24 protein-coding genes are annotated in these 21,834 nt (G+C 70.6%); 14 read left to right on the top strand and 10 right to left on the bottom strand.

The window, feature by feature from the left end:
* Positions 1 to 13 precede the first annotated feature (13 nt).
* The 7 genes from OG429_RS38200 to OG429_RS38170 form a co-directional block, all read right to left on the bottom strand.
* The gene (locus OG429_RS38200) at positions 14 to 1,030 is read right to left on the bottom strand and encodes an ABC transporter substrate-binding protein (protein ID WP_328929849.1); all 1,017 of its coding nucleotides are present in this window, start codon (positions 1,028 to 1,030) and stop codon (positions 14 to 16) included.
* A 54-nt stretch (positions 1,031 to 1,084) separates the two neighbouring features.
* Positions 1,085 to 1,861 (bottom strand): amino acid ABC transporter ATP-binding protein, encoded by a 777-nt coding sequence (locus OG429_RS38195; protein WP_328929848.1) that lies wholly within the window; start codon positions 1,859 to 1,861, stop codon positions 1,085 to 1,087.
* The gene (locus OG429_RS38190) at positions 1,858 to 2,862 is read right to left on the bottom strand and encodes an amino acid ABC transporter permease (protein ID WP_443051298.1); all 1,005 of its coding nucleotides are present in this window, start codon (positions 2,860 to 2,862) and stop codon (positions 1,858 to 1,860) included. The genes OG429_RS38195 and OG429_RS38190 overlap by 4 nt, the downstream gene beginning before the upstream one ends.
* Positions 2,863 to 3,021: 159 nt before the next feature.
* Positions 3,022 to 4,131 carry an aryl-sulfate sulfotransferase gene (locus OG429_RS38185; RefSeq protein ID WP_328929846.1) on the bottom strand — a complete coding sequence of 370 codons (1,110 nt, stop codon included), beginning with the start codon at positions 4,129 to 4,131 and terminating at the stop codon, positions 3,022 to 3,024.
* 26 nt (positions 4,132 to 4,157) lie between these two features.
* Positions 4,158 to 5,144, bottom strand: a complete 987-nt coding sequence (locus OG429_RS38180) for an ABC transporter substrate-binding protein (protein ID WP_328929845.1) — start codon at positions 5,142 to 5,144, stop codon at positions 4,158 to 4,160.
* Positions 5,145 to 5,198: 54 nt separating this feature from the next.
* Entirely contained in the window at positions 5,199 to 5,915 is a 717-nt protein-coding gene (locus tag OG429_RS38175; RefSeq protein WP_328929844.1) for an ABC transporter ATP-binding protein, read from the bottom strand.
* A complete protein-coding gene (locus OG429_RS38170) occupies positions 5,912 to 6,691 on the bottom strand; it encodes an ABC transporter permease (RefSeq protein WP_328929843.1) in 780 nt (259 codons plus the stop codon). Before OG429_RS38170 ends, OG429_RS38175 begins: the two co-directional genes overlap by 4 nt.
* 139 nt (positions 6,692 to 6,830) lie before the next feature.
* On the opposite strand from OG429_RS38170, the gene OG429_RS38165 reads away from it, so the two are divergent.
* The gene (locus OG429_RS38165; protein ID WP_328929842.1) at positions 6,831 to 7,400 is read left to right on the top strand and encodes a helix-turn-helix domain-containing protein; all 570 of its coding nucleotides are present in this window, start codon (positions 6,831 to 6,833) and stop codon (positions 7,398 to 7,400) included.
* Positions 7,401 to 7,447: 47 nt separating this feature from the next.
* On the opposite strand, the gene OG429_RS38160 is transcribed toward OG429_RS38165, so the two are convergent.
* Positions 7,448 to 7,996, bottom strand: coding sequence for a winged helix-turn-helix domain-containing protein (locus OG429_RS38160; protein ID WP_328929841.1), 549 nt, complete (start codon positions 7,994 to 7,996; stop codon positions 7,448 to 7,450).
* A 767-nt stretch (positions 7,997 to 8,763) separates the two neighbouring features.
* On the opposite strand from OG429_RS38160, the gene OG429_RS38155 reads away from it, so the two are divergent.
* The 11 genes from OG429_RS38155 to OG429_RS38110 all read left to right on the top strand — a co-directional run bounded on the left by OG429_RS38155 (position 8,764) and on the right by OG429_RS38110 (position 17,732).
* On the top strand, positions 8,764 to 9,966 hold the full coding sequence (locus OG429_RS38155) for an acyl-CoA dehydrogenase (protein WP_328929840.1): 1,203 nt from the start codon (positions 8,764 to 8,766) through the stop codon (positions 9,964 to 9,966).
* A gap of 128 nt (positions 9,967 to 10,094) precedes the next feature.
* Positions 10,095 to 10,553: an RrF2 family transcriptional regulator gene (locus OG429_RS38150; RefSeq protein WP_328929839.1), complete on the top strand. Its 459-nt coding sequence runs from the start codon at positions 10,095 to 10,097 to the stop codon at positions 10,551 to 10,553.
* Positions 10,480 to 10,788 (top strand): putative leader peptide, encoded by a 309-nt coding sequence (locus OG429_RS41640; RefSeq protein ID WP_443051297.1) that lies wholly within the window; start codon positions 10,480 to 10,482, stop codon positions 10,786 to 10,788. The genes OG429_RS38150 and OG429_RS41640 overlap by 74 nt, the downstream gene beginning before the upstream one ends.
* Positions 10,789 to 11,045: 257 nt before the next feature.
* Complete coding sequence (locus OG429_RS38145; protein ID WP_328929838.1) at positions 11,046 to 12,155, top strand: aliphatic sulfonate ABC transporter substrate-binding protein; 1,110 nt, start codon at positions 11,046 to 11,048, stop codon at positions 12,153 to 12,155.
* A 34-nt stretch (positions 12,156 to 12,189) separates the two neighbouring features.
* On the top strand, positions 12,190 to 12,984 hold the full coding sequence (locus OG429_RS38140) for an ABC transporter ATP-binding protein (protein WP_328928294.1): 795 nt from the start codon (positions 12,190 to 12,192) through the stop codon (positions 12,982 to 12,984).
* Complete coding sequence (locus OG429_RS38135) at positions 12,971 to 13,855, top strand: ABC transporter permease (RefSeq protein ID WP_328929837.1); 885 nt, start codon at positions 12,971 to 12,973, stop codon at positions 13,853 to 13,855. Before OG429_RS38140 ends, OG429_RS38135 begins: the two co-directional genes overlap by 14 nt.
* 133 nt (positions 13,856 to 13,988) lie before the next feature.
* Positions 13,989 to 14,081: a putative leader peptide gene (locus OG429_RS38130; RefSeq protein ID WP_328929836.1), complete on the top strand. Its 93-nt coding sequence runs from the start codon at positions 13,989 to 13,991 to the stop codon at positions 14,079 to 14,081.
* Between the two features lie 163 nt (positions 14,082 to 14,244).
* Positions 14,245 to 15,648, top strand: a complete 1,404-nt coding sequence (locus OG429_RS38125; RefSeq protein ID WP_328929835.1) for a sulfatase family protein — start codon at positions 14,245 to 14,247, stop codon at positions 15,646 to 15,648.
* A 75-nt stretch (positions 15,649 to 15,723) separates the two neighbouring features.
* Entirely contained in the window at positions 15,724 to 16,650 is a 927-nt protein-coding gene (locus OG429_RS38120; RefSeq protein WP_328929834.1) for a formylglycine-generating enzyme family protein, read from the top strand.
* Between the two features lie 70 nt (positions 16,651 to 16,720).
* Positions 16,721 to 17,308 carry a rhodanese-like domain-containing protein gene (locus tag OG429_RS38115; RefSeq protein ID WP_328929833.1) on the top strand — a complete coding sequence of 196 codons (588 nt, stop codon included), beginning with the start codon at positions 16,721 to 16,723 and terminating at the stop codon, positions 17,306 to 17,308.
* Between the two features lie 79 nt (positions 17,309 to 17,387).
* Positions 17,388 to 17,732, top strand: coding sequence for a hypothetical protein (locus OG429_RS38110; protein WP_328929832.1), 345 nt, complete (start codon positions 17,388 to 17,390; stop codon positions 17,730 to 17,732).
* 228 nt (positions 17,733 to 17,960) lie between these two features.
* Here the strand turns inward: OG429_RS38110 and OG429_RS38105 are convergent, their stop codons facing one another.
* Positions 17,961 to 18,737 carry a MerR family transcriptional regulator gene (locus tag OG429_RS38105; RefSeq protein WP_328929831.1) on the bottom strand — a complete coding sequence of 259 codons (777 nt, stop codon included), beginning with the start codon at positions 18,735 to 18,737 and terminating at the stop codon, positions 17,961 to 17,963.
* A 136-nt stretch (positions 18,738 to 18,873) separates the two neighbouring features.
* A complete protein-coding gene (locus OG429_RS38100; RefSeq protein WP_328929830.1) occupies positions 18,874 to 19,098 on the bottom strand; it encodes a hypothetical protein in 225 nt (74 codons plus the stop codon).
* A gap of 131 nt (positions 19,099 to 19,229) precedes the next feature.
* Here OG429_RS38100 and OG429_RS38095 point away from each other — a divergent pair, with 131 nt between their 5' ends.
* Both OG429_RS38095 and OG429_RS38090 read left to right on the top strand, forming a co-directional pair.
* Entirely contained in the window at positions 19,230 to 20,456 is a 1,227-nt protein-coding gene (locus OG429_RS38095) for a serine hydrolase domain-containing protein (RefSeq protein WP_328929829.1), read from the top strand.
* A 740-nt stretch (positions 20,457 to 21,196) separates the two neighbouring features.
* Positions 21,197 to 21,814, top strand: a complete 618-nt coding sequence (locus tag OG429_RS38090) for a TOPRIM nucleotidyl transferase/hydrolase domain-containing protein (protein WP_328929828.1) — start codon at positions 21,197 to 21,199, stop codon at positions 21,812 to 21,814.
* Positions 21,815 to 21,834 lie beyond the last annotated feature (20 nt).

Below are 21,834 nucleotides of genomic sequence, written 5' to 3'. Positions count from 1 at the left end.
GGGGGCCGGGGGTTCAGGAGTTGGTCACCGGCAGGCCCGGAGGGTTGACCTCCGAGGTGGTGACGGCCTCGTTGGCCAGGTTCCAGGCGGTGAGCAGCTGCGCGTACTGGCCGTTCTTGATCAGGTGGTTGATCGCCTCTGCCACCGGCTTGGCGAGCCCGCTGTCCTTCTTCGCGGTCGCGGCGATCAGGCCCTGGAGCGACTCACCGGCCCCGGAGAACGAACCCGCACTGCGCGTGGGAGCGTTGCCGCTCGCCGTCTGGGTGATGTGGTAGGCGATGGACGGGTTCGGGCCGAAACTGAGGTCGATCTTCCTGCCGCTCAGGGCCAGGTAGGTGCTGTTGGCGTCGGGGAAGTACTTGACGGTGATGTCCTTGCCCTCCGCCTGGAGCTTCTTCTGCCACTCCAGCAGGATCTTCTCCTGGTTGGTGCCCGAGCTGACCGCGACCGTCTTTCCCGCGAGATTGCGGTAGTCGCCGCCGAAGTTCCAGGGGTTGTCCTTCAGCGTCTCGAAGGCCAGGTTGTCCTGCCGGTAGGAGGCGAACTCGTATTTCTTCTTGCGCTCCTCCGTGACCGTGACGTTCGTGAAGGCCACGTCCACCTTGCCGCTGTCGATGCCGACGAAGAGGTTCTCCCAGGTGGAGTTCTTCACCACCGGTTTGAGCCCGAGCACGGCGGCCACCAGACGGCCGAGGTCCGGTTCCGCCCCGGTCAGGGTCTTCTGGTCGGTGCCGACGTACGCCAGTGGCGGGAAGCCGGCGGGCAGCGCGCCGACCCCGATGACGAGTTCGCCGCGCTCGCGGACCTCAGCGGGCAGCTGAGCGCGCAGGGACTCGACCACCGGGACGGACAGCTCGGCCTGCTGGGCGGCGCCGTTGGACACAGCGCCGACGGTGACCTTGCCGGAGCCCGGTCCGGTGGCCTCGGCGTCGCCCCCGCACGCGGTGAGGCCGGAGGCGAGCGCCACGGTGGCGGTGGCGGCGCCGAGGCCGCGGACGAATCTGGTGCGCAGGGAGCGTCGGCGTTGCATGGTGTTCCTTTTCGGTTCGGAAGGGTTGGTGGGGCGGGGTGGGGCGCGGCGGAGTCAGAGCACCTTGCTCAGGAACTCCCGCGTACGGGGATGGACGGGCCGGTCCAGTACTTGCTCGGGCGGGCCCTGTTCGACGATGCGGCCACCATCGAGGAAGACGACCTCGTCGGCCACCTCGCGGGCGAAGCCGATCTCGTGCGTGACGATGACCAGCGTGGTTCCGCCGGTGGCCAGGTCCTTGATCACGGAGAGCACCTCGCCGACGAGTTCGGGGTCGAGCGCGGAGGTGGGTTCGTCGAAGAGGATGACGCCGGGCCGGAGCGCGAGGGCGCGGGCGATGGCCACGCGCTGCTGCTGGCCGCCGGACAACTGCCGCGGGTAGGCGCCGGTCCGGTCGCCGAGCCCGACGCGCTCCAGGAGTTCGCGCGCCAGGGCCCGGGCCTGCGGACGCGGCAGCCTGCCGGTGGCCACCGGGGCCGCGGCGACGTTGTCCAGCACGGTCAGGTGCGGGAAGAGGTTGAAGTTCTGGAAGACGAAGCCGATCCGCCCGCGCTGGGCGAGGATCGCCCGCTCGCTCCGCTCCTTCAGCCTCCCGCCGTTCCGCTGCACCCCGATCAGCTCGCCGCCGACGCTTACGTATCCGGCCTCGGGCTTCTCCAGGTGGGTGATGACCCTCAGCAGGGTGGACTTGCCGGAGCCGGAGCGGCCCAGGATCGCGGTGACCGTGCCCGGCCGCAGCGTCAGGCTCACCCCGTCCAGTACCTGCTGTCGGCCGTACCACTTGTGCACGTCGTGGACCTCGATCGCGGCGGCCCGCGCGATGGCGGTCATCGCGCCGTCTCCTTCCGGAAGCGGTCCCGGAGATCGCGCAGGCCCGTCCGGGCCCGCTGCAGGGGGGTGGGCGGGACGGTGCGCAGCGCGCCGCGCGCGTAGTACCGCTCGACGTAGAACTGGACGACCGAGAGGACGCTGGTGAGCACCACGTACCAGGAGGTGGCCACCAGCAGTAGCGGCACGACGTCGCCGGAGTAGGTGCTGCCGAGGCTCTGCACCGTGCCGAACAGGTCGAGCAGCGATACGTAGAAGACCAGCGAGGTGGCCTTGACCAGCCCGATCAGCTGGTTGACGTAGGCGGGGACGATGGAGCGCAGCGCCTGGGGGAAGACGATCCGGGCGAACTGGTACCGCCTGGGCAGTCCCAGCGCGGCCGCCGCCTCGTGCTGGCCCTGGTCGACGGAGAGCACACCGGCCCGTACCACCTCGGCCGCGTACGCCGCTTCGCTCAGACTCAGTCCCACGACCGCCACGACGATGTCGGTGGCCAGCCGCGACTCGTCGAAGGTGAAGAAGGCGGGCCCGAAGGGCACCCCGATGCTCAGGGTGGGGTAGAGGGCGCTCAGGTTGTAGAGGAAGAGCAGGACCACGATCAGCGGCACCGAGCGCAGCAGCCAGATGTACGTCCAGCTCACCGACCGCAGTACGGGGTTCGTGGAGAGCCTGCCGAGGGCGAGCAGGATGCCGCCCGCGAGGCCCAGGACCGCGCTGTACGCGGCCACCTGGAGGGTGATGAACAGGCCCTCCAGGATGACCGGCCGGACGGACCAGTACCCGAACCGGTCCCATTGGTAGAAGGGATTGGTCAGCAGCCCGTGGGCGGCCTGGGAGACCAGCACCAGCACGAGGGCGGTGGCGACCCACCGCCCGGGCCGGCGGAGCGGGAGGACCCGCTCGGCCGGCGCCGGCGGTCCCGGGGGCGCGGTGAGGACGAGAGATTCAGTCAAGGGCACTCCAGCAGCATTCGATAAATCGAAGAATCGAAAAGCAGCCGTCATGCCGGACAGAAGAGGCCGCTGATGTCGTTATCTGCGGCGTAAGTTAGGCAGCCTGGAGAAGGGCTGTCAACGGTCCTGATATCGGTATTGGCGGAAGCGTGCGGCAATTTCATCCGCCGTACACACAACGCCTTCCGGTGAAATGAACCGGACTGTCGTTCACAGCCAGGGGAACTGGTCGGCGGAGTACCGGTAGGCGCGGAAGACGGAGTTCTGGGCGCCGGCCGAGGACTCCAGGCCCACGCCCTCGCCGAAGGACCGGAACTGCGGGACCACGAACTCCCACACCACGTCACCGGCGGGCGTCACCTCGAAGAGCCGGCCGAAGGAGCCCTCCGCGATGAAGGTGTTCCCGTTCGGCAGGCGCTGCGCGCTGGACATGTACGGGCTGTAGAAGTTCTGCGGCGGGTTGTCCTCGTACGACCACACCTCCTTGCCCGTCCGCGGGTCGAGCTCCAGCACCCGCGAGTACGGAACGGACGTGGTGTCGCGGTAGGTGCCGTTGTCGAAGACCAGGATGTTGCCGCCCGCCAGCTCGTGCGGGTGGTGCTGCTGCGCCAGGACGTCGGGGCCGATGTGCCACAGCACGGACCCGTCGGCGCGGTCGACGGCCACGGTGGAGGACGCGCTGCGGAAGCCCAGGACGATCGAGCCGTCGGCGCGTTCGTTGACGGTGTTGGCCATGGGCCAGTGCTCACGGGCGAAGTGCGTGTCCAGCGGGAACTCCTCGGGGTCGAGGTGCTCGATGGCGGCCCAGCGCCACACCTCTTCCCCGCCCCAGGTCAGCTCGTACACCACGTCCCCGTAGATCACCCCGCCCGCGGCTTCGGAGCCGGGGATGCCGCCCCGGATGCGGGCCGCGTCGGCCGGGTCCAGGGGTTCGACGACGGTGACGATGAGGTTGCCGTTGCGCAGGATCGAGGCGTCGTGGTGGTGGAAGGGGTGGCGGACCTCGCGCAGGACCGTGGAGTCGGGGGCCAGTTCCTGGAAGATGCCGCCGTGGTAGACGTCCCAGATGGGGAAGAGGGTGGGGCTGCTGGTGTCCTTGGCCGCGTAGAAGAGGTTGCCGCCCGGGAGGAGCTGCGCCTGGCGGCCGGGCGGGTGCGGGGAGTTCCAGGTGTGGACGGGCCGGCCCTCGATGTCGACGAGGTGGATCTCGCCGGTGCTGGTGATGGGCGTGTAGAGGGTGTAGCCGCCGTAACTGCGGGCGGGGTCATGGGCGTTCAGGCCGACGCCGCGGCGGCGCAGGGTGTTCTGGTCGACGGTCATGGGGATCTCCTGTCTCGGGGGCGGGTTCAGCGGACGGTGACGGCGGCCGGGTCGACGGCCGTCAGGGGCGCGGGGTGCAGATGCTTCAGCAGCGCGGCGCGGTCGGCGGAGCCCGGCAGGCTCTGGGCGGCCTTCGCCCAGCCGGCCTCCTGCTCCAACTGGGCCAGCAGCTCGGGCGAGAGGGTCGCGCCGTAGCCGTAGCGGGGCTGGAAGGCGTCCACATAGCCGGCCTGGAGCGCGCCCTTGGACTGGGCGAGTACGGCCTTTCGCGCGGCGGCCGGGTCGGCGGCGATCTCGCCCTGGGCCTTCAGCAGCGCCCGAAGCACGGCCGTGGTGGTCCCCTCGGTCGCCGCCGGACCCGCGACGAGCAGGGTCCGGGCCGTGTAGCCGGTGAAGGGGAGCTCGGCGTAGCGGTCACCGAGGGTGGTGCGGGCGGCGTCGTAGAAGCTGGGGAAGGTGACCCCGGCGTCGATGTCGACTCGGGCCAGCGCCAAAGTGACCTGGTTCGGGGCGAGGTTGACCACGGTCACGTCAGCGGCCGTCAGCTGCGCGGAGGCGAGCATCCGTGACAGGGCGTACTCGACGTTCGTACCCTGCGGGACTCCGACCGTGCGGCCCTTCAGCGCGGCGAACCCGGTGATCTGCCGGTCGGTCCGGGTCAGCAGGCGCCAGTCGGAGAACCGGGACAGGTCGGCGACGATCCGCAGCTCGCGCCCACTCAGCGCGGCCGTCACCGCGGGCAGATCACCCACGACGCCGAGCTGCGCCTGACCGCCGAGCACGGCGTTCAGGGCGTCCCGCCCGCTGGGCTGGGCGGTCACGGTGGCGTCGATGCCCTCGGCGGACCACAGCCCGTGCTCCTGGGCGACGTAGACGGGCGCCCCGCCGAGGTGGTCGCTCCCGGCGAGGGAGACGGCGGAGCGGCCGCCGGCCGCGGGGCCGGAGCCGCCGGCGCAGGCCGAGGTGAGCACGGCCGCCGTCAACAGTGCGGCCACTGCACGGGGTCTGAGCATGGGGAAGTCCTTCCGGGGACGGAGGTGGGAGCAGGGGAGGGAGCCGAGGGAACTTCAGTCGGAGCCGAGATGACGGGCGATCAGTGAGCGCAGGTCCAGGTCGGGCGGCCCGGCGGGCACGGTGTGGTCGGCCAGCACCCGCCCAGGGGTTCCGCCGAGGACGACGACCCGTTCGGCGAGGGCCAGTGCCTCGTCGATGTCGTGCGTGACGAACAGGACGGTGGTTCCGCGGCGCTGCCACAGCTCCCGCAGCAGGGTCTGCATCCGGGTCCGGGTCAGTGCGTCCAGCGCTCCGAACGGCTCGTCCATCAGCAGCACTTCGGGCTCGGCGGCCAGGGCACGGGCCAGTGCCACACGCTGCTGCATGCCGCCGGACAGCTGCGCCGGGTACTTCTCGGCGCCGTCCGCCAGCCCTACCTCGGCCAGTGCCGCGAGGGCGCGCCGGCGGCGCTCCGGACGCGGCAGGCCGAGCCGCTTGAGGGCGAATTCGACGTTGCCGCGGGCGGTGCGCCAGGGGAACAGCGCGTAGTGCTGGAAGACCACGCCCCGCTCCGGGCCCGGCCCGCGCACGGGGGCGGAACCCACCGTCACCCGCCCTTCGGCGGGCCGCACGAACCCGGCCACCAGATTGAGAACCGTGGACTTGCCGCACCCGCTGGGCCCCAGCAGCGCCGTGAACGAGCCCGCCGGGAGCTCCAGATCGGTGCGCTCCAGCACCGGGGCGGCCCCGTAGTGGACCGATAGCCCCTCCAGTCGTACTCCCAGGCTCATGAGGCGCTCCAGTGCACGAACCGGCGGCCGACCGCGGCCAGTACGAGGTCGACGGCCACGCCGAGCAGCCCGAGCACGAACAGCCCGGCGAACATCCGGTCCACGCGCAGGAACTGGCCGTCCACCTGGAGCCGGTACGCCAACCCGCTGTCCGCGCCGCCCAGTTCCGCCGCCACCAGGGCGAGCAGCGCCACCGAGGCCCCGTACCGCAACGCGGCGAGCAGTGCGGGCGCGGCGGCGGGCAGCAGCACCTCGGTGAACCGCCGGTGCAGCGGCGCGCCCAGCGACCGAGCCGCCCTCAGATGGGACGCCGGCACCCGGGAGACCCCGTCGTGTACGTACAGCCAGACGGCGAGCAGCACGGCGTACGCGATGAGCAGGCGCTTGGCGGTCTCCCCGATGCCGAACCAGGCGGTCGCGAGCGGCACCAGCGCGATGGCCGGGATCGGGCGCAGGAAGGAGACGAGCGGGGTGACGGCGGCGGACAGCCTCGGCAGATGGCCGGTGGCGAAGCCCAGCGCGCTGCCCACGAGGGCACCGAGCACGAAACCCTGCCCGGCGCGGGCCAGGCTGGCGCCGAGATCAGCGGCCAGGATGCCGCTGCGGGCGCTGTCCGCGAGCGCGGCCGCGGTCTCGCCGGGGGTGGGCAGCAGCCCCGGGGCCACCGCACCGGACCAGGCGAGCAGGGACCACAGCGCGAGCAGGGCACCTGCCGCGCCCAGGGCCGGCCCGAGCCGGCTGAGGCTCCGGCCGGGCGGTGAGGGGGTGGCGTGCACGGGGCGGCTCCTCGTTCGGTTCCTCGTCGTCAATAAGTGAGGTCAATAATTGACCACGCTTATGACGGGAGTGTTGCGGCAGTACGAAACCTCGTCGGGACCCCCGGTGCTTGATCGGTGATGAGGTACGTTCACCTGCGTGTCTCGACCTGAACCCACGCCCGAGGCGATCGAGGTCGGACGGGTGATCCGGAGCTGCCGCAAACAGCGCGGCGTCTCCATGGCCGTCCTCGCCACCCGCTCGGGCCTCTCCCAGCCGTTCCTCAGCCAGCTCGAACGCGGCCTCGCCACGCCCAGCCTCAGCTCGATCTACCGGATCGCGGAGGCGCTGGACGTCACCCCGGGAACCTTCCTGCGACCGCCCGCCCGACGGGGTGCGGTCAGCCACGAGAGCGACCCGCAGGTGATCCGCGTCAGCGAGGCGGCCGGGCAGATCGCCCAGGTCCTCATCCCCGGCGGGCGCAGCGCGCTGATGGAGGCCTACGAGCACCACTTCGAGCCCGGCCAGGGCGAGCGCGGCTGGTTCGAGCACCCCGGCGAGGACTTCCTCTACGTACTGGAGGGCGAGATCATCCTCGAAGTCGAGGGCGAGGAACCGCTGACCCTGCGCGCCGGACAGAGCGCCCACCACCGGGGCGAAGTCCCGCACCGCTGCCGCCTGGCGGGCCCCGCCGCCGCCCGAACTCTGCTGGTCATCGCGAGCGCCTGAGAAACCGGCGGCGGTGGCGACAGAAGTTCCGCCTGACCGGCGTGGGGCTACTGGTGGTCGGGGGCGTACTTGTAGCCGACGCGGCGCACGGTGGAGATGCGGTCCCGGTAGGCGGGGCCGAGCTTGCGGCGCAGCCGGGCTATGTGGACATCGACCGTACGGCCGTCACCGATGTGCCCGTAACCCCAGATGCCCGAGATGAGGGCATCACGCGTGTGGACCGTGTACGGATGGGACACGAGGTGGGCCAGGAGGTCGAACTCCAGGTAGGTGAGCTCCAGTTCGCGTCCGTCGACCTCGACCAGCCGACGTGCGCGGTCGACCCGGATGGCGTCGTGCTCGACGGGGTCGGGGTACGGGGCCGGTTCCGGCTCGGGAACCGGAAGCGTCCCGGGCTCCAGGGAGCGGATCTCCGGGCGTATACCGTGCGCTTTCATCAGCGCCACCGGGTCGACGTCCGCCGGCAGGAACACGAGGTATCCGACACGGCCGCCATAGGTACCGTCGGCGAAGACGGCGGGCGGACGGTCGCCGACCAGCTGGAGGCGCGGGGCCGGGTAACGGCGGACGGCGGGTGCGGGAATTGCGGTGGTCACGATGAGCCCCTTCGGCTGCGCGGATCGAGGTACGGATGCCGGGTGTTCGGGCACGACAGGGCGTGGGGTCTCCGCGACGGAGTCGACCGGGAGAGCCGTCGCGTCGCACGCCGGGCGGATCCGTACGACCCAAAGGGCCGGGGTCACGAAAGGCGCGGAGCACAGCGAGAAGCGGCAGCCGGAACACCGGCGCGCTTCGAGCAAATGCCCTGTCGAAAGCAGCCCTAAACGGGTCGGCAGATGGCGCTGGCGACGAGACGGAAGTCAACGTGCCTGCGGCGTACGAGCAACGGCTGCGACGGGGACATGACCACATCGTGAAGTGCGTGGCGGGCACGCGTCAATACTTCCCTACTGATTGCATAGGAAATGTGTGGGCGAAGGGGGCCTGGCTACCCCTGTCGCCGCAGCGGATCTCCGCCTGGGCGAAGGCTCACCGGCAGGTATCCCATCGGGCGAACTCCATGGGTTCACACACTCCCTGACGGAGGATCCGGCGACGACCCAGCCCGCAAGCCGGCCGCTGACCTGCGCCGTCCTTCATCCCGAGATCGAAGTGTCCACCATTCGGTCACGCCTTGCCGGGAAGGCCGCTCCAGGGCGAGTATCCCTATCAATCCGATGGGAAAGGTGGGGATCCGGCAGCCGGCCGACGCCACCCAACAACGTTCCGGAGTAGCCGACATGACCACCGCCATCCCCCATGGCACCGCTGTCCGCCCAGCCCCCGCGCCACACAGCGGCACCGGGGCCTGCCGGTGACGCCCATGCGGACGACACCCGGCCCCGCCGGCCTCCGGTCCGCCGACGAGCGGCGCCGCGCGCTCCTGCGTACCGCCCGTGACGTGGCGGACGACCTCGCCGCGGACGCCATCGTCCGCGATCAGGCGGGCAGGCCGCCGACCGACGAGGCGGCCCGGCTGCGCGAGGCCGGCCTGCCGGCGGCCCTCACCCCGCCCGGGCCGGGCCGCGGGGCGGACTGGCGTACCGGATGCGCCGTCATACGGGAGATCGCCGCAGCGGACAGCTCTGTCGGCGACGTACTCGCCCGCCACTACGTACACGCTTGGAGCGGACGCTTCTACGCGAGTCACGAGCACGCGACCGCCCTCGAAGAGGAGTCGGTGCGCGAGCGGTGGCTGTGGACCGGGGCGGTCCGCACTCCCGCGCCCAACGGCGACACCGAGGGACCGGACCTCACACTGAGGCCGCGCGTCACCGGCTACCTGTTGAACGGGCGCCGGTCCGTGGACACGGCGGTGGCCGCGGCCGACCAGATCGTGGTGGACGCCGTCTGCGCCGCGACCGGTGACGTCCTGGTCGTACGGATCCCATCCGGCGCACAGGGCGTGACCGTCGAACCCGCCCACGACCGCCTCGGGCAGCGGGTCGCCGGCGCGGGCGAGGTCGTCCTGGACCGGGTCACCGTCACGCCCGGGCAGGTGCTGGGCCGCCGGCCGCACGACGAGGAGTCGACCGCGCCCTTCACCGCGCTCGCGGAGCCGACGCTCCGGCTCGCCCTGTGCCACGTCGGCCTCGGCATCGCCGAGGGCGCTCTCACCGAAGCGCGCGACCTCAGCAGGGGCGGCCGCGCACACCGGCTGCCCGGCGAGGACCCGGACCTCTTCCTGACGTACGGGGAACTCGCCTCTGCCGCTCAGACGGCCACCGCCGTGGTCGACCGGGCGACGGAGGTGATGGCGCAGGCCCTCGCCGCGGGTGCGCAGCTCGATGCCGAGGTACCCGCGGGCGTCGCCGCCCTGGTCGCCACCGCCGAGGCCGTGACGTCGAAGGCCACCCTGCACATCACCGCCCGGGTGCTGGAACTCGCCGACGCCCCCGGCCTGGACCGGTTCTGGCGCAACGCCCGGGTCCTGACAGCCCATCGCCCGGTCGCGCACCGCCTGCGCTCCATCGGCGAGCACTATCTCAACGGCTCCCACCGCGCGGTGACGGCAGCCTTCCATTGACCCGCAGGGCACCGCTCAGCACGCGGATCCGGACCTGATCCCCTCGGCTGCCGGGCATGGCCACCTGCCCGGCAGCCTGCGGCCACCCTCGACCGACGCCGGCCGAGTCCATGCCGGATAATGTCCCTATGCGGATCTCAGCCAGGGCGGACTATGCGGTACGTGCCGCGCTGCAGCTTGCCGCGTCACAGGGTGACGGGCCAGTGAAGGCCGAAGCCATCGCCGACGCCCAGGACATCCCGCACAAGTTCCTCGAGGGCATCCTGAACGACATGCGCCGAGGCGGTCTCGTGCTCAGCCAGCGCGGCGGCAACGGCGGCTACCGGCTGGCCAAGCCCGCCCAGTCCATCAGCATCGCGGATGTCATCCGCATCGTGGACGGACCGCTCGTCTCGGTGCGCGGGGTCCGCCCACCGGACCTGTCCTACACCGGCCCCGCCGAGTCGCTGCTCCCCCTGTGGATCGCACTGCGGGCCAACGTGCGCGAGATCCTCGACGGCGTGTCACTGGCCGATGTCGCATCGTCCGCCCTGCCCTCTGGCGTATCGGCGCTGGCCGATACCCCCGGGGCCTGGTCCAATCCCTGACCCCCCGCCCCACCTGCACCGTCTCGCATCGCGAGATCTAGGCGTCCACCATGCGGCCACCCCCTTGGGGCGGGTGCCCGCCTCTGCCAAGATGCCTACCAACCAGGTGGGAAAACTAGGAATCAGGGAGGTGGCCGTGCGAACACTGCACCACGCAGGCCGGATGCTGCCTCTGACCTCCCGCCGACACATTGACCTGGTCCGTACGTCCAGCGCCATCTGTCAGCCCTGTTGACACCCTTCGCCGGGCCGGGCTCCGCGTAGTACGCCATCGGGCGCTGCCCCAGTCCGCTCACCGGCGGCCGTGCGGGCCCCTCGGCCGACCTCACCGACCGCGCGCCTTCGAGCGCGGGCGTCCGACACCTCTCCGTTCCTCAGCCTGCGCCCGCGATCCCGCCGCCGACGGCCGGGAGCGGGTGCCGTGTGTGCCGAAGGCTTCGCGTCGCCCATCTCCGCACCTCCCTGAACACCATCCCGTGAAAGGACACCCCCGTGTCTGCCGCAAGACCGCTCACCACCCTGCGCGCCATCGCCGTCACAGCGGCGCTCCCCCTGCTGCTCACCGCCTGCGGCTACGGTTCCGAGGCGAAGGAGGACGACGACAAGGCCAACGCCGCCGCGACCGGCGGCAAGAAGCTGTCGGCTGCCGAGGTGCGTATCGGGTACTTCCCGAATCTGACGCACGCCACCGCGCTGGTCGGCCTCCAGGAGGGCCTGATCCAGAAGGAGCTGGGCGGCACCGCGATCAAGCCGCAGTCCTTCAACGCCGGTCCGTCCGAGATCGAGGCCCTCAACGGCGGCTCTCTCGACATCGGCTTCATCGGCCCCTCGCCGTCGATCAACGCCTACGTGAAGTCCAGGGGCACCAACCTGCGGATCATCTCCGGCTCCGCCTCCGGCGGCGTCAAGCTGGTCGTGAACCCGGACAAGATCAAGACCCTGGACGACCTCAGGGGCAAGAAGATCGCCACCCCGCAGAAGGGGAACACCCAGGACGTCGCGTTCCTCAACTGGATCTCCGAGAAGGGCTGGTCGGTCGACCCGGAGTCCGGCAAGGGTGACGTCTCCGTCGTCCGCACGGACAACAAGGTCACCCCGGACGCCTTCAAGCAGGGCTCGATCGACGGCGCCTGGGTGCCCGAGCCCACGGCCTCCAAGCTCGTCTCCGACGGCGGCTCCGTACTCCTCGACGAGACCGCCCTGTGGCCCGACAAGAAGTTCGTGATCACGAACGTCATCGTGTCGCAGAAGTTCCTCAAGGAGCACCCGGACGTCGTCGAGGCCGTCCTGGCGGGCACGGTGAAGACCAACGAGTGGATCAACGCGAACCCGGACAAGGCGAAGGCCTCCGCCAACGCGAAGCTGCAGGCGGAGAGCGGCAAGGCACTCGACGCCAAGGTCATCGACCCGGCGTGGCCGTCCATCCTGGTCACCGACGACCCGCTGGCGACGACGCTGAAGACCGAGTCCGAGTGGGCCGTCAAGGCCAAGCTCATCGAGCAGCCCGACCTGGCCGGGATCTACGACCTGACGCTGCTGAACAAGGTCCTCAAGGCCGCCGGCAAGCCCGAGGTCTCCGACGCCGGTCTCGGCGCCAAGTAACCCCGAAATCCAGCAACCCCAGGAGGTGACGACCATGGCCACCACGCTCGCCAAGGCTGCCGAGGGCATCGCAGCGGAGCACACGCACGCCGCGCGCATCGAGCACGTCTCGAAGTCCTTCTCCGGCCCGGCCGGATCGCAGCTCGTCCTGGACGACATCAGCCTCGATGTCGCTCCCGGCGAGTTCGTCACCATCCTGGGAGCCTCCGGATGCGGCAAGTCCACCCTGCTGAACCTGGTCGCCGGTCTCGACAAGCCCAGCGCGGGCACCATCGAAACCCCCGGCGGCCGTCCCGCCCTGATGTTCCAGGAGCACGCCCTGTTCCCGTGGCTGACCGCGGGCAAGAACATCGAACTCGCCCTGCGCCTGCGCGGGCTGCCCAAGACCGACCGCAAGCCCGAAGCCGAACGCCTCCTGGAGCTGGTCCGCCTCGGCGGCGCCTACGGCAAGCGCGTCCACGAACTGTCCGGCGGCATGCGCCAGCGCGTCGCCCTGGCCCGCGCACTCGCCCAGGACAGCCAGCTCCTGCTGATGGACGAGCCGTTCGCCGCGCTCGACGCCATCACCCGGGACGTACTGCACGGCGAACTCACCCGCATCTGGGCCGAGACCTCGCTGTCCGTCCTGTTCGTCACCCACAACGTCCGCGAGGCCGTGCGCCTCGCCCAGCGGGTGGTCCTGCTCTCCTCGCGGCCCGGCCGGGTCGCCAAGGAATGGACCGTGGACATCGCCCAGCCGCGCCGCATCGAGGACGCGGACGTCGCGGAACTGTCCCTTGAGATCACTGAACACCTGCGTGGGGAGATCCGCCGCCATGGCCAGCACTGACACGAAGGCGAAGACGGACGACCTGGCGGGCCTGGAGGCCGGCCTCGACGCCCTGGACGCGGTCCAGACCCACCGCACCCCCGTCCGCGAACTCCTCGTCAAGAAGGTCCTGCCGCCGTTCCTGGCCGTCGGCCTCGTCCTGCTGGTCTGGCAGATCCTCGTCGCGGCCAAGGTCACCGAGGAGACCAAACTCCCCGCCCTGTCCGCCGTATGGAACAGCCTGTCCGGCATGTGGCTCAAGGGCACGCTCCTGGACATCATCTGGACCAGCGTCTCCCGCGGCCTGCTCGGCTTCCTCCTCGCCCTGGCCATCGGCACCCCGCTCGGCCTCCTCGTCGCCCGGGTGAAGTTCGTCCGCGCCGCGATCGGCCCGATCCTGCAGGGCCTGCAGTCCCTGCCCTCAGTCGCCTGGGTGCCACCGGCGGTACTCTGGTTCGGCCTCAACGACGCCATGATGTACACGGTGATCCTGCTGGGCGCCGTCCCGTCCATCGCCAACGGCCTCGTCTCCGGCATCGACCAGATCCCGCCCCTCTACCTGCGGGCCGGCCGCACCCTGGGCGCCACCGGGCTGAGCGGTGCCCGGCACGTGGTCATGCCGGCCGCACTGCCCGGCTACCTGGCCGGCCTCAAGCAGGGCTGGGCCTTCTCCTGGCGCTCCCTCATGGCCGCCGAGATCATCGCCAGCTCCCCCGACCTCGGCCTGGGCCTGGGCCAGCTGCTGGAGAACGGCCGCAACAACATCGACCTGCCCGGCGTCTTCCTCGCGATCATCCTCATCCTCGTCGTCGGCATCGCCATCGACCTCCTGATCTTCAGCCCGGTCGAGCGCTGGGTGCTGCGCAGCCGCGGCCTGCTGGTCAAGAGCTGATCAGCGGTCACGCTCGACACTGACCAGCCGCGACACCGGTCCGGCAGGCGCCGGACCTGCCGCGCCGAGCAGAGTTCCACTTTTCACATGCCGTACATGGACCGGCCTCACCCCCGCCCCTAGCCTCATCCGCATGGCAGCTGGAAGCCCTCTCACTGCACGCCGCCACGTCGATCTGGGCAGGCTGGCGAGCGCTCTGTGTCCGATCGCCTGGGCGCGACGGTAATCACGCATCGCCTCTTCGCACGGGATCCCCACCTGGCATCTCGCCCCTGTCCGCCCCCGAAGGGGCCGACCGGTCGATGCCTGATCCTCGTCTCTCTTCCACCCCTTCACGGCAGTTGATCTGCCGTACCCGTACGAGCTGCGGAACCAGGAGAAGACATCCCATGAGCGACAACAGCAGACCCCGGGTGAGCCGCCGCGGATTCCTCGCCGGCACGGCGGCCGCCGCGGCCGCCGCGGCGGTTCCCGCGATCGCCCAGGTGGCGGCCGCCAGTCCCGCCGCTGCCGCGACCCGTCCCAACATCCTGCTCATCGTCACGGACGACCAGCCCAAGCACACCGAATGGGCACTGCCGAAGACCACGGCCTGGCTGGCCGACCAGGGCGTCAAGTTCACCAACGGGCACGTCACCACCCCGCTCTGCTCGCCCTCCCGTTCGTCGGTCCTCACCGGCCGCTACGCCCACCACCACGGCGTCCGCAACAACAAGGCCTCGTACCAGCTCGACCAGAGCACCACCCTGCCCCGGTACCTGAAGCAGGCCGGCTACCGCACGGGCCTGTTCGGCAAGTGGCTCAACTCCTGGACCCTGTCGGACAACCCGCCGCACTTCGAGGACTTCGCCCTCCTCCAGCCCGGCTACGTGGACGCGCAGTGGAACGTCAACGGCACGGTCCAGACGATCAACGGCTACACCACCAACATCATCAAGAACCGCACACTGAGCTTCCTCGACAAGGCGGCGGCCGACTCCCGGCCCTGGTTCGCGTACGTCACCCCGTACGCCTCCCACGGTCCGCGCACCCCCGAGGCGAAGTACGCCGGCACGGCCGTCCCGGACTGGGACGGCCGACCCTCCGTCCCGGAGAACGACCGCAGCGACAAACCGGCCTACATCCGGAACGCGACCGGGACCCTGGCCGACGGGCAGCAGATCCGAGCGGAACAGCTGCGCACCCTGCGCACCGTCGACGACACGGTCCAGGCGTTCAAGAACAAGCTCCAGGCGCTCGGACAGCTCGACAACACCCTGGTCATCTACATCGCCGACAACGGCTTCACCTGGGCCGACCACGGATGGACCAAGAAGTCGGTCCCCTACCGCCCGGCGCACGAGGTGCCGTGCTACCTCTCCTGGCCGGCGGGCGGCCTGAGCTCGGGGACCACCGACAACCGCATCACCGCGAACATCGACATCGCCCCCACGGTCCTCGACGCGGCCGGCATCACGCCCACCCACTCGGTGGACGGCAGGTCCCTGCTCTCCTCGTACAGCCGCGACCACCTGCTCGTCGAGTGGTGGCAGCAGGGCACGAACGCGGGCGGCCCGCCCACCTGGGCGTCGTACGTAGGCCAGAACAAGCAGTACACGGAGTACTACGACCTCACCACCGACGGCAACGGCACCGTGTCCGGGACGGGGCAGGTGAAGTTCCGCGAGTACTACGACCTGGCGGGCGACCCCTACCAGCTGACGAACAAGCTGTACCAGGCCACCCCGGCGGAAGAGCAGAACCTGGGCATCCCCGCCCTGGCAGCACAACTCGCGGCTGACCGCGCCGCGTAGCGGTACCCGGCCGGGTGCCCCGCGGCATCACCCGCGGGGCACCCGCCCCCCGCAACTCACACCGACGGAGCCGCCATGCTTTCCTGCTGCACCCCCGGACAGGGCGACGCCGCCCCCGTCGCGCTCTCCCTCGCGCCGCGGCCACCTGCCGCGGCCGGCCAGCGGGCCGCCCGGCGGCTCGTCGACCTTCCGGGCGGGCACTTCCTCATGGGCACCGACGACCCGGACTCCTTCCCGGCCGACGGCGAAGGGCCGGTACGCCAGGTCGCCGTCGACCCGTTCCGCATCGCGCCCACGACGGTGACCAACGCCCAGTTCGCCACCTTCGTCAAAGCCGCCGGCCACGTCACCGAAGCCGAACACTTCGGTTTCTCCTTCGTCTTCGGCGGCTTCCTGGCCGAGGACGTCGCCGCCGTCTCCCAACCCGTGGCGGCCGTCCCCTGGTGGCGGGCCGTCCCGGGCGCGAGCTGGCGGCACCCCGAGGGCGCCGGATCGTCCGTCACCGCACGCCAGAACCACCCCGTCATCCACGTCTCCTGGAACGACGCCCAGGCGTACTGCGCCTGGTCCGGCACCCGCCTGCCCACCGAGGCCGAATGGGAGTACGCGGCCCGCGGCGGGCTCGAGCAGCGGCGCTACCCGTGGGGTGACGACCTCACCCCCGGCGGCCGGCACATGTGCAACATCTGGCAGGGCGACTTCCCCACCCTGAACACCGCGGAGGACGGCTACGAGGGCACGGCACCGGCGAAGTCCTTCCGCCCCAACGGCTTCGGGCTCTACAACGTCGTCGGCAACGTATGGGAATGGTGCGCCGACTGGTTCGCACCCGGAGCCGGCCGCGTGATGCGCGGCGGCTCCTACCTCTGCCACGACTCGTACTGCAACCGCTACCGCGTCGCGGCCCGCAGCTCCAACACGCCCGACAGCTCCACCGGCAACATCGGCTTCCGAGTGGCCGCGGACAGCGGCGCGGCCGCCGGCACGATACGGCCGTCCTGACGGCGCCCGCACACCCGTCGAGACACCTCCGCCCAGGCCCTCCCCCTTCTGCCAAGGACCACGATCCGCCATGAGTGTTTCCGCCGCCCTGAGCGTGAGCGAGGCGTTCTCCCGCCGCCACGAGCTGACCGTCGTCGATGTCCGTACTCCGGGCGAGTTCGCGTCCGGCCACCTGCCGAACGCCGTCAACGTCCCCCTCGACCGCATCGGGCGGGCGCTGCCGGATCTCCGGCAGGCCGCCGAGCACAGGACCCTGCTGGTGGTGTGCGCCTCCGGCGCCCGGGCGGAGAACGCCGTTGCCACCCTGGCCTCCCACGGCATCGACGCGTCGAACCTCACCGGCGGCACCGCCGCCTGGGCGGCCGCGGGGCACGGGCTCGACCGCCCCGAAGGCCGTACGCGGAACGTCTGGTCCATGGAGCGCCAAGTCCGTTTCACGGCGGGCTCCGTCGTGCTTCTCGGCCTGGCCCTCGGCTTCCTCGTCCACCCGGCCTTCCGGTGGCTGTCCGCGGGGATCGCGGCCGGCCTGGTCTTCTCCGCCCTCAGCAACACCTGCGGCATGGCGGTCGTGCTCGGCGGACTTCCCTTCAACCGGCGGAGGGAAGCGCCCCTGGACACCTCGTTCCCCTCGGTTTCCCCCAGGGAACCTCGCGCGTGACCACTCCCGCTCCTTCGCCGAGTAGAAGCCCGCCTGGCCGCCGCTGCGCACACCGGACGGCCGCACCCCGAACGTCGTCGTGGTCCTCAAGGAGCAGGCTGCGGCCCGGGAGTCGACGGCCTGGCGCAACGGCGTCTTGCCCCTCACCCTGCTGGCGGGCACACCCGAGCCGGAGCGCTACAGCTCCTCCCGGCGTCAAGCCTGTGGCAAGGTTCGCGTCAAGTGCCCGGCCTTGGGCGATGGCCGCAGTGATGTCCTTCGCAAGGACCCGGGCGATCACACCGTCGGGAAGCTTGCGATGCCGGGGTGGATGAACGTCGGGAAGGTCCAGGACCGGGGCAACCACCGAGGCTTCCCGGCACGTCTCAGCAAGCTTCCGAAGAGCCGCGTGCAAGTTCTCGATGCTGTTGTCGGCTTTGCCTGACCTGATCTGCCCATGCAGCCAATCCGAACGCCTCCTCGGATAGCGGTCGAGGTCAAGAGGGGCATACGTGGGACGAGGGCCAGACCTGCTCGCCTTGGTCCCCGATCGACGGCGCGCTGGCTTTCGGTCGGATGCCACAGCGTGGGGGCCGCCCGTCAGGCGGCCCGGTCCCGACGCGGTGGGAAAGGGCGGGCGTCCCGCCGCAGCACCGGTTCTGCTGGGCGGCCGTCACTGATGTGGGATGTCGATGCCGGCTGCGCGCAGGTTCGCCTCGACCAACGTGTTCAAGCGGGCGATGGATGGTGCCTGGTCTTCGCGGTGGTGGTTGACCAGTCCGTACCGGGAGGCGGCGTCGGACTGGTTCTGGAACCCGGTCGGCATCGCCAGCAGCGCGCGGTTGGCCAGCAGCTTGTCGGCCAGCGTCTGCGCCAGCTCCTCGATCCGCGGGTCGTCCGGATCCCAGGACATCGCATCCAAGCCGCGCTTGGTCAGCTCAACGTGCTCGGGATCGTCCAGCAAATGTCCGAGCCGTGCCAAGAAGCTGTCGAAGATCTCCGGAACCAGCGCCCGGGCCAGCACCAGAGCCTCGCGTTGGCCGGCCACGTAGTCGGGACTGAAGCCGAGACCGGGGAGCCGGTCCAAGACCGCGCAGGCCTGGTCGGGCAGCAGGGCCCGGTCACCATGGTCGAGACGGTGCAGCCTGTCGCGGCGCGCGATCAGGTCCTCGATCTGTTCGGTGAGCCGACGATGAACGTCGTCCAGGGTGGCGGCGAACTGTTCGGGATCGGCATCGAGCAGGTCACCGATCTCGGCCAGCGGCACGCCGGCCCCGGCCAGGGTCCGGACCCGGACCAGCCGGAACAGGTCGGCCGATCGGTAACGACGGTAGCCGGAACCGTCGCGTTCCGGCTCGGCGACCAAGCCGAGTCGGTGATAGTGCCGCACCGTCTTGATCGTGACGCCGACGAACGCGGCCGCCTGACCGATCGTGAGCCCGTCTGTCATCGGCTCAGCGCACCTCCGGATCGTGGGCGGCCGCAGTCTCGCGAACCGCGTCGGCGACGTTCGGAGTCCTTGCGCAGGATCGAGCCGCGAGCGCCGGCGACCTTCGCGCTCACCTTGAGGTAGGGGTTGCGGACGATCACACGGGCGAGGATAGCGCGCATCTGCTCCAGCCCATCCCCCTGCTGCCGGGACCGGCAGCTGAGGCGACCACGTGCCTCACCGGGACGGTCAACGGGTCGAGGACCGGGCCGAGCGCGGCGTGGATCACGTGGGCCTCGATGACGATCTCGGCGTGCCGGCCGGCGCGGACCGCGGCCGACACCTGGTCCAGAACCAGGGTGCTTGCGATCGTTGCCGTCACCCCATCGTCTCGATGCAGGTTGACCTTGACCCTAGGTCAAGGGTGCAGGCTCTTCGCATGGCCACCCGAAGGGGCCAGGTACCCACCAGGGCCGGCCGTGAGCTCCAACACTGTGGACAAGGAGATTCATGATGGGAACAAGCAACGGCGGCTTCTCCGAAGCAGGACTGCGCAGACTGCGCAAGGTGCTGGCACAGCATGTCGAGTCCAAGAAGATTCCCGGGCTCGTTGCCCTGGTCAGCCGCGGCGGCCGGACCCACGTCGAAGCGATCGGGACGATGCGTCACGACGGTGGCGCGCCGATACGCCGGGACACGATCTTCCGGATGGCGTCCACGTCCAAGCCGGTCACGATGGCAGCGGCAATGGTTCTGCTTGATGAGTGCAGGCTGCGGCTGGATGACCCGGTGGATCCGTGGCTGCCCGAACTCGCCGGCCGCCGGGTGCTGAAGCGGCCCGACGGCCCGCTGGAGGACACTGTGCCGGCGCGACGGCCGATCACCGTACGGGACCTGCTGACCTCCACGTTCGGGCTGGGAATGGATTTCGAGTTGCTGGACTCCCCGATCAGGGCCGCGACCTTCGAGCGTCTCGACTACAGCGTGGCATCCGGCCCGGCACCCGACCCGGGCGAGTGGATGCGCCGCCTCGGCGAGCTGCCGCTGTCCTACCAGCCCGGCGAGCGGTGGCAGTACGACCTCAGCAACGAAGTACTTGGCGTGCTGGTCGCCAGGGTCACGGGCCAGCCGTTGGAAACGTTCCTGCGCGAACGCATCCTCGCTCCGCTGGGGATGAAGGACACCGGGTTCCACGTGCCCGCCGACAAGATCGACCGGCTGCCGCCCCTGTACGGGCCCGACCCGCAGACGGGAGAGTTCCTCGTGTGGGACGAGGCAGCCGGCGGAAGGTCCAGCCGGCCTCCGGCGTTCCAGGGCGCCGGCGGCGGGCTGGTCTCCACCGCCGACGACTACCACGCCTACTTCCAGATGCTGCTGAACCACGGCATGCACGGCAGCGAACGGATCCTGTCCCGGCCTGCCGTCGAGCTGATGACCACCAACCGCCTCACGCCCGGGCAACAAGCCGCCCGTGACGCCACGTACAGGAACATCGCCCACATCACGGTCGGCCAAGGGCAGCACGGAGGCTGGGGTTTGGGAATGGCGGTGCGCACCTATCGTGGCGACTACGCGCCCATCGGCCAGTTCGGCTGGGACGGCGGTACCGGCACCACGGCCTACGCCGACCCGGACAACCGGCTCACCGGAATCCTGCTCACCCAGGTCGGGATGTCCACCCCGGACTCGGCGCGCCTCATCCACGACTTCTGGACCACGCTCTACCAGGCCATCGACTGACATCGAGCTTGCTGGGCTCGGCCTGCCCGGTCCACATGCGCAGAAAACGGCTCGCCCAAGGTGGCGGCCCGGCATGCCAACCTGAGAGGCGCTCACTTCCGCTCCCCACTCGGTTCAGGACAGGAAAGGAGCGAGGCCGATGTCAGTGGTGCGCATCGACTCCCCCTCCCCCTTGACCAACGTTGCGGCAGTCACAGCAGTCGCTCCGCGAGGTAGCGCTGGAATTGCCACAACGGGCGCTCCAGATGGGAGAACCGGCCGTTGGACGGCGCCGACTGGGAGGCCAGGTGCAGTAACAGCGGGGGGTCCGACTGGCTCCCCCTCGCCGGAAGCCCCGTCCCGTGCCCCAGCGAAGAGGCGAGCCGGGCCCTGCATGACGCGGTCATCCATTCCGTACGTGCCGGAGCGACCCTTCCCCTGAGCACTGGCCGTCCCTGATCCTGCCCGGCGGCACATCGGGTCTGCACCAGCAGCCGGCCACCCGCCTCGGTACCGGGCAGCGTCGCGCTTGTCCCGCTGCCTGGTCACGCCGGCCCGGCCGCCGAACGAGCTCTCCGATGTGCTCGCCGAGCACACGGACGGCCCGATCCGGATCAGCGGGTACGGATGATCCCGCCGCTGATCCACCGGACGCCGCCAGAGCTGCTCCTGCTCAGGGCGCGCCCGGCGCCCGAGCCTGCGCGGTCGCGGGGCCGAATATCGCGTGCGCTGCCGTCGGTGGACGTAGCAGACTCCCCGGCATGGTCGACATGAGCATGTTCCGGGACGAGGTCACAGGCTGGGCGGGCGGTGGGTCCGGCGGGGCGGCGAGGGAGCTGGTGGAGCTCCTGGGGGTGCACACGGCGGTCCTGCTGGAAGGACCGAGCGACCTGGCGGCCGTCGAGGCGCTGGCCGCAGGGCGAGGCCGTGACCTGGCGGCCGAGGGGGTGTGCGTGGTGCCGATGGGCGGGGCGATGAGCGTCGGCCGCTACGCAGGGCTCCTCGGGCCGTCCGGTCTCGGTCTGCGCCTGATCGGTCTGTGCGACGAGCACGAGAAACCCTTCTTCGACCGGGGCCTCAACCCGGCCTGGGCACCGCGCCCGGACGTCTTCGTCTGTACGGCGGACCTGGAGGACGAGCTCATCCGTGCGCTGGGCCCGGCGCGGGTCGAGCAGATCGTCCAGACCGAGGACGAATTGCGCGCCTGGCAGACCTTCGTACAGCAGCCCGCCCAGCACGGTCGGCCCCGCCACCAGCAGTTGCGGCGCTTCATCGGCACGAAGAAGGGCCGCAAGATCCGCTACGGCCGCCTCCTGGTCGAAGCCCTGGCCCCTGACCAGGTGCCCGCCCCGCTGGACGACCTCTTCGCCGGCCTGTGATGGTCGGTCCCCGCAGGCAG

The sequence above is a fragment of the Streptomyces sp. NBC_00190 genome (genome assembly GCF_036203305.1).
Lineage (GTDB): Bacteria > Actinomycetota > Actinomycetes > Streptomycetales > Streptomycetaceae > Streptomyces.
The sequence above is the reverse complement of the archived record's forward strand: the minus strand, read 5'-3'. Positions and strand labels throughout refer to the sequence as shown.

Coding starts and splice junctions, on each gene's coding strand:
- OG429_RS38200 (WP_328929849.1), bottom strand. CDS start 1,030: ATGCAACGCCGACGCTCCCTGCGCACCAGATTCGTCCGCGGCCTCGGC.
- OG429_RS38195 (WP_328929848.1), bottom strand. CDS start 1,861: ATGACCGCCATCGCGCGGGCCGCCGCGATCGAGGTCCACGACGTGCAC.
- OG429_RS38190 (WP_443051298.1), bottom strand. CDS start 2,862: ATGACGGCTGCTTTTCGATTCTTCGATTTATCGAATGCTGCTGGAGTG.
- OG429_RS38185 (WP_328929846.1), bottom strand. CDS start 4,131: ATGACCGTCGACCAGAACACCCTGCGCCGCCGCGGCGTCGGCCTGAAC.
- OG429_RS38180 (WP_328929845.1), bottom strand. CDS start 5,144: ATGCTCAGACCCCGTGCAGTGGCCGCACTGTTGACGGCGGCCGTGCTC.
- OG429_RS38175 (WP_328929844.1), bottom strand. CDS start 5,915: ATGAGCCTGGGAGTACGACTGGAGGGGCTATCGGTCCACTACGGGGCC.
- OG429_RS38155 (WP_328929840.1), top strand. CDS start 8,764: ATGCGGACGACACCCGGCCCCGCCGGCCTCCGGTCCGCCGACGAGCGG.
- OG429_RS38150 (WP_328929839.1), top strand. CDS start 10,095: ATGCGGATCTCAGCCAGGGCGGACTATGCGGTACGTGCCGCGCTGCAG.
- OG429_RS41640 (WP_443051297.1), top strand. CDS start 10,480: ATGTCGCATCGTCCGCCCTGCCCTCTGGCGTATCGGCGCTGGCCGATA.
- OG429_RS38140 (WP_328928294.1), top strand. CDS start 12,190: ATGGCCACCACGCTCGCCAAGGCTGCCGAGGGCATCGCAGCGGAGCAC.
- OG429_RS38135 (WP_328929837.1), top strand. CDS start 12,971: ATGGCCAGCACTGACACGAAGGCGAAGACGGACGACCTGGCGGGCCTG.
- OG429_RS38130 (WP_328929836.1), top strand. CDS start 13,989: ATGGCAGCTGGAAGCCCTCTCACTGCACGCCGCCACGTCGATCTGGGC.
- OG429_RS38125 (WP_328929835.1), top strand. CDS start 14,245: ATGAGCGACAACAGCAGACCCCGGGTGAGCCGCCGCGGATTCCTCGCC.
- OG429_RS38120 (WP_328929834.1), top strand. CDS start 15,724: ATGCTTTCCTGCTGCACCCCCGGACAGGGCGACGCCGCCCCCGTCGCG.
- OG429_RS38115 (WP_328929833.1), top strand. CDS start 16,721: ATGAGTGTTTCCGCCGCCCTGAGCGTGAGCGAGGCGTTCTCCCGCCGC.
- OG429_RS38105 (WP_328929831.1), bottom strand. CDS start 18,737: ATGACAGACGGGCTCACGATCGGTCAGGCGGCCGCGTTCGTCGGCGTC.
- OG429_RS38095 (WP_328929829.1), top strand. CDS start 19,230: ATGGGAACAAGCAACGGCGGCTTCTCCGAAGCAGGACTGCGCAGACTG.
- OG429_RS38090 (WP_328929828.1), top strand. CDS start 21,197: ATGGTCGACATGAGCATGTTCCGGGACGAGGTCACAGGCTGGGCGGGC.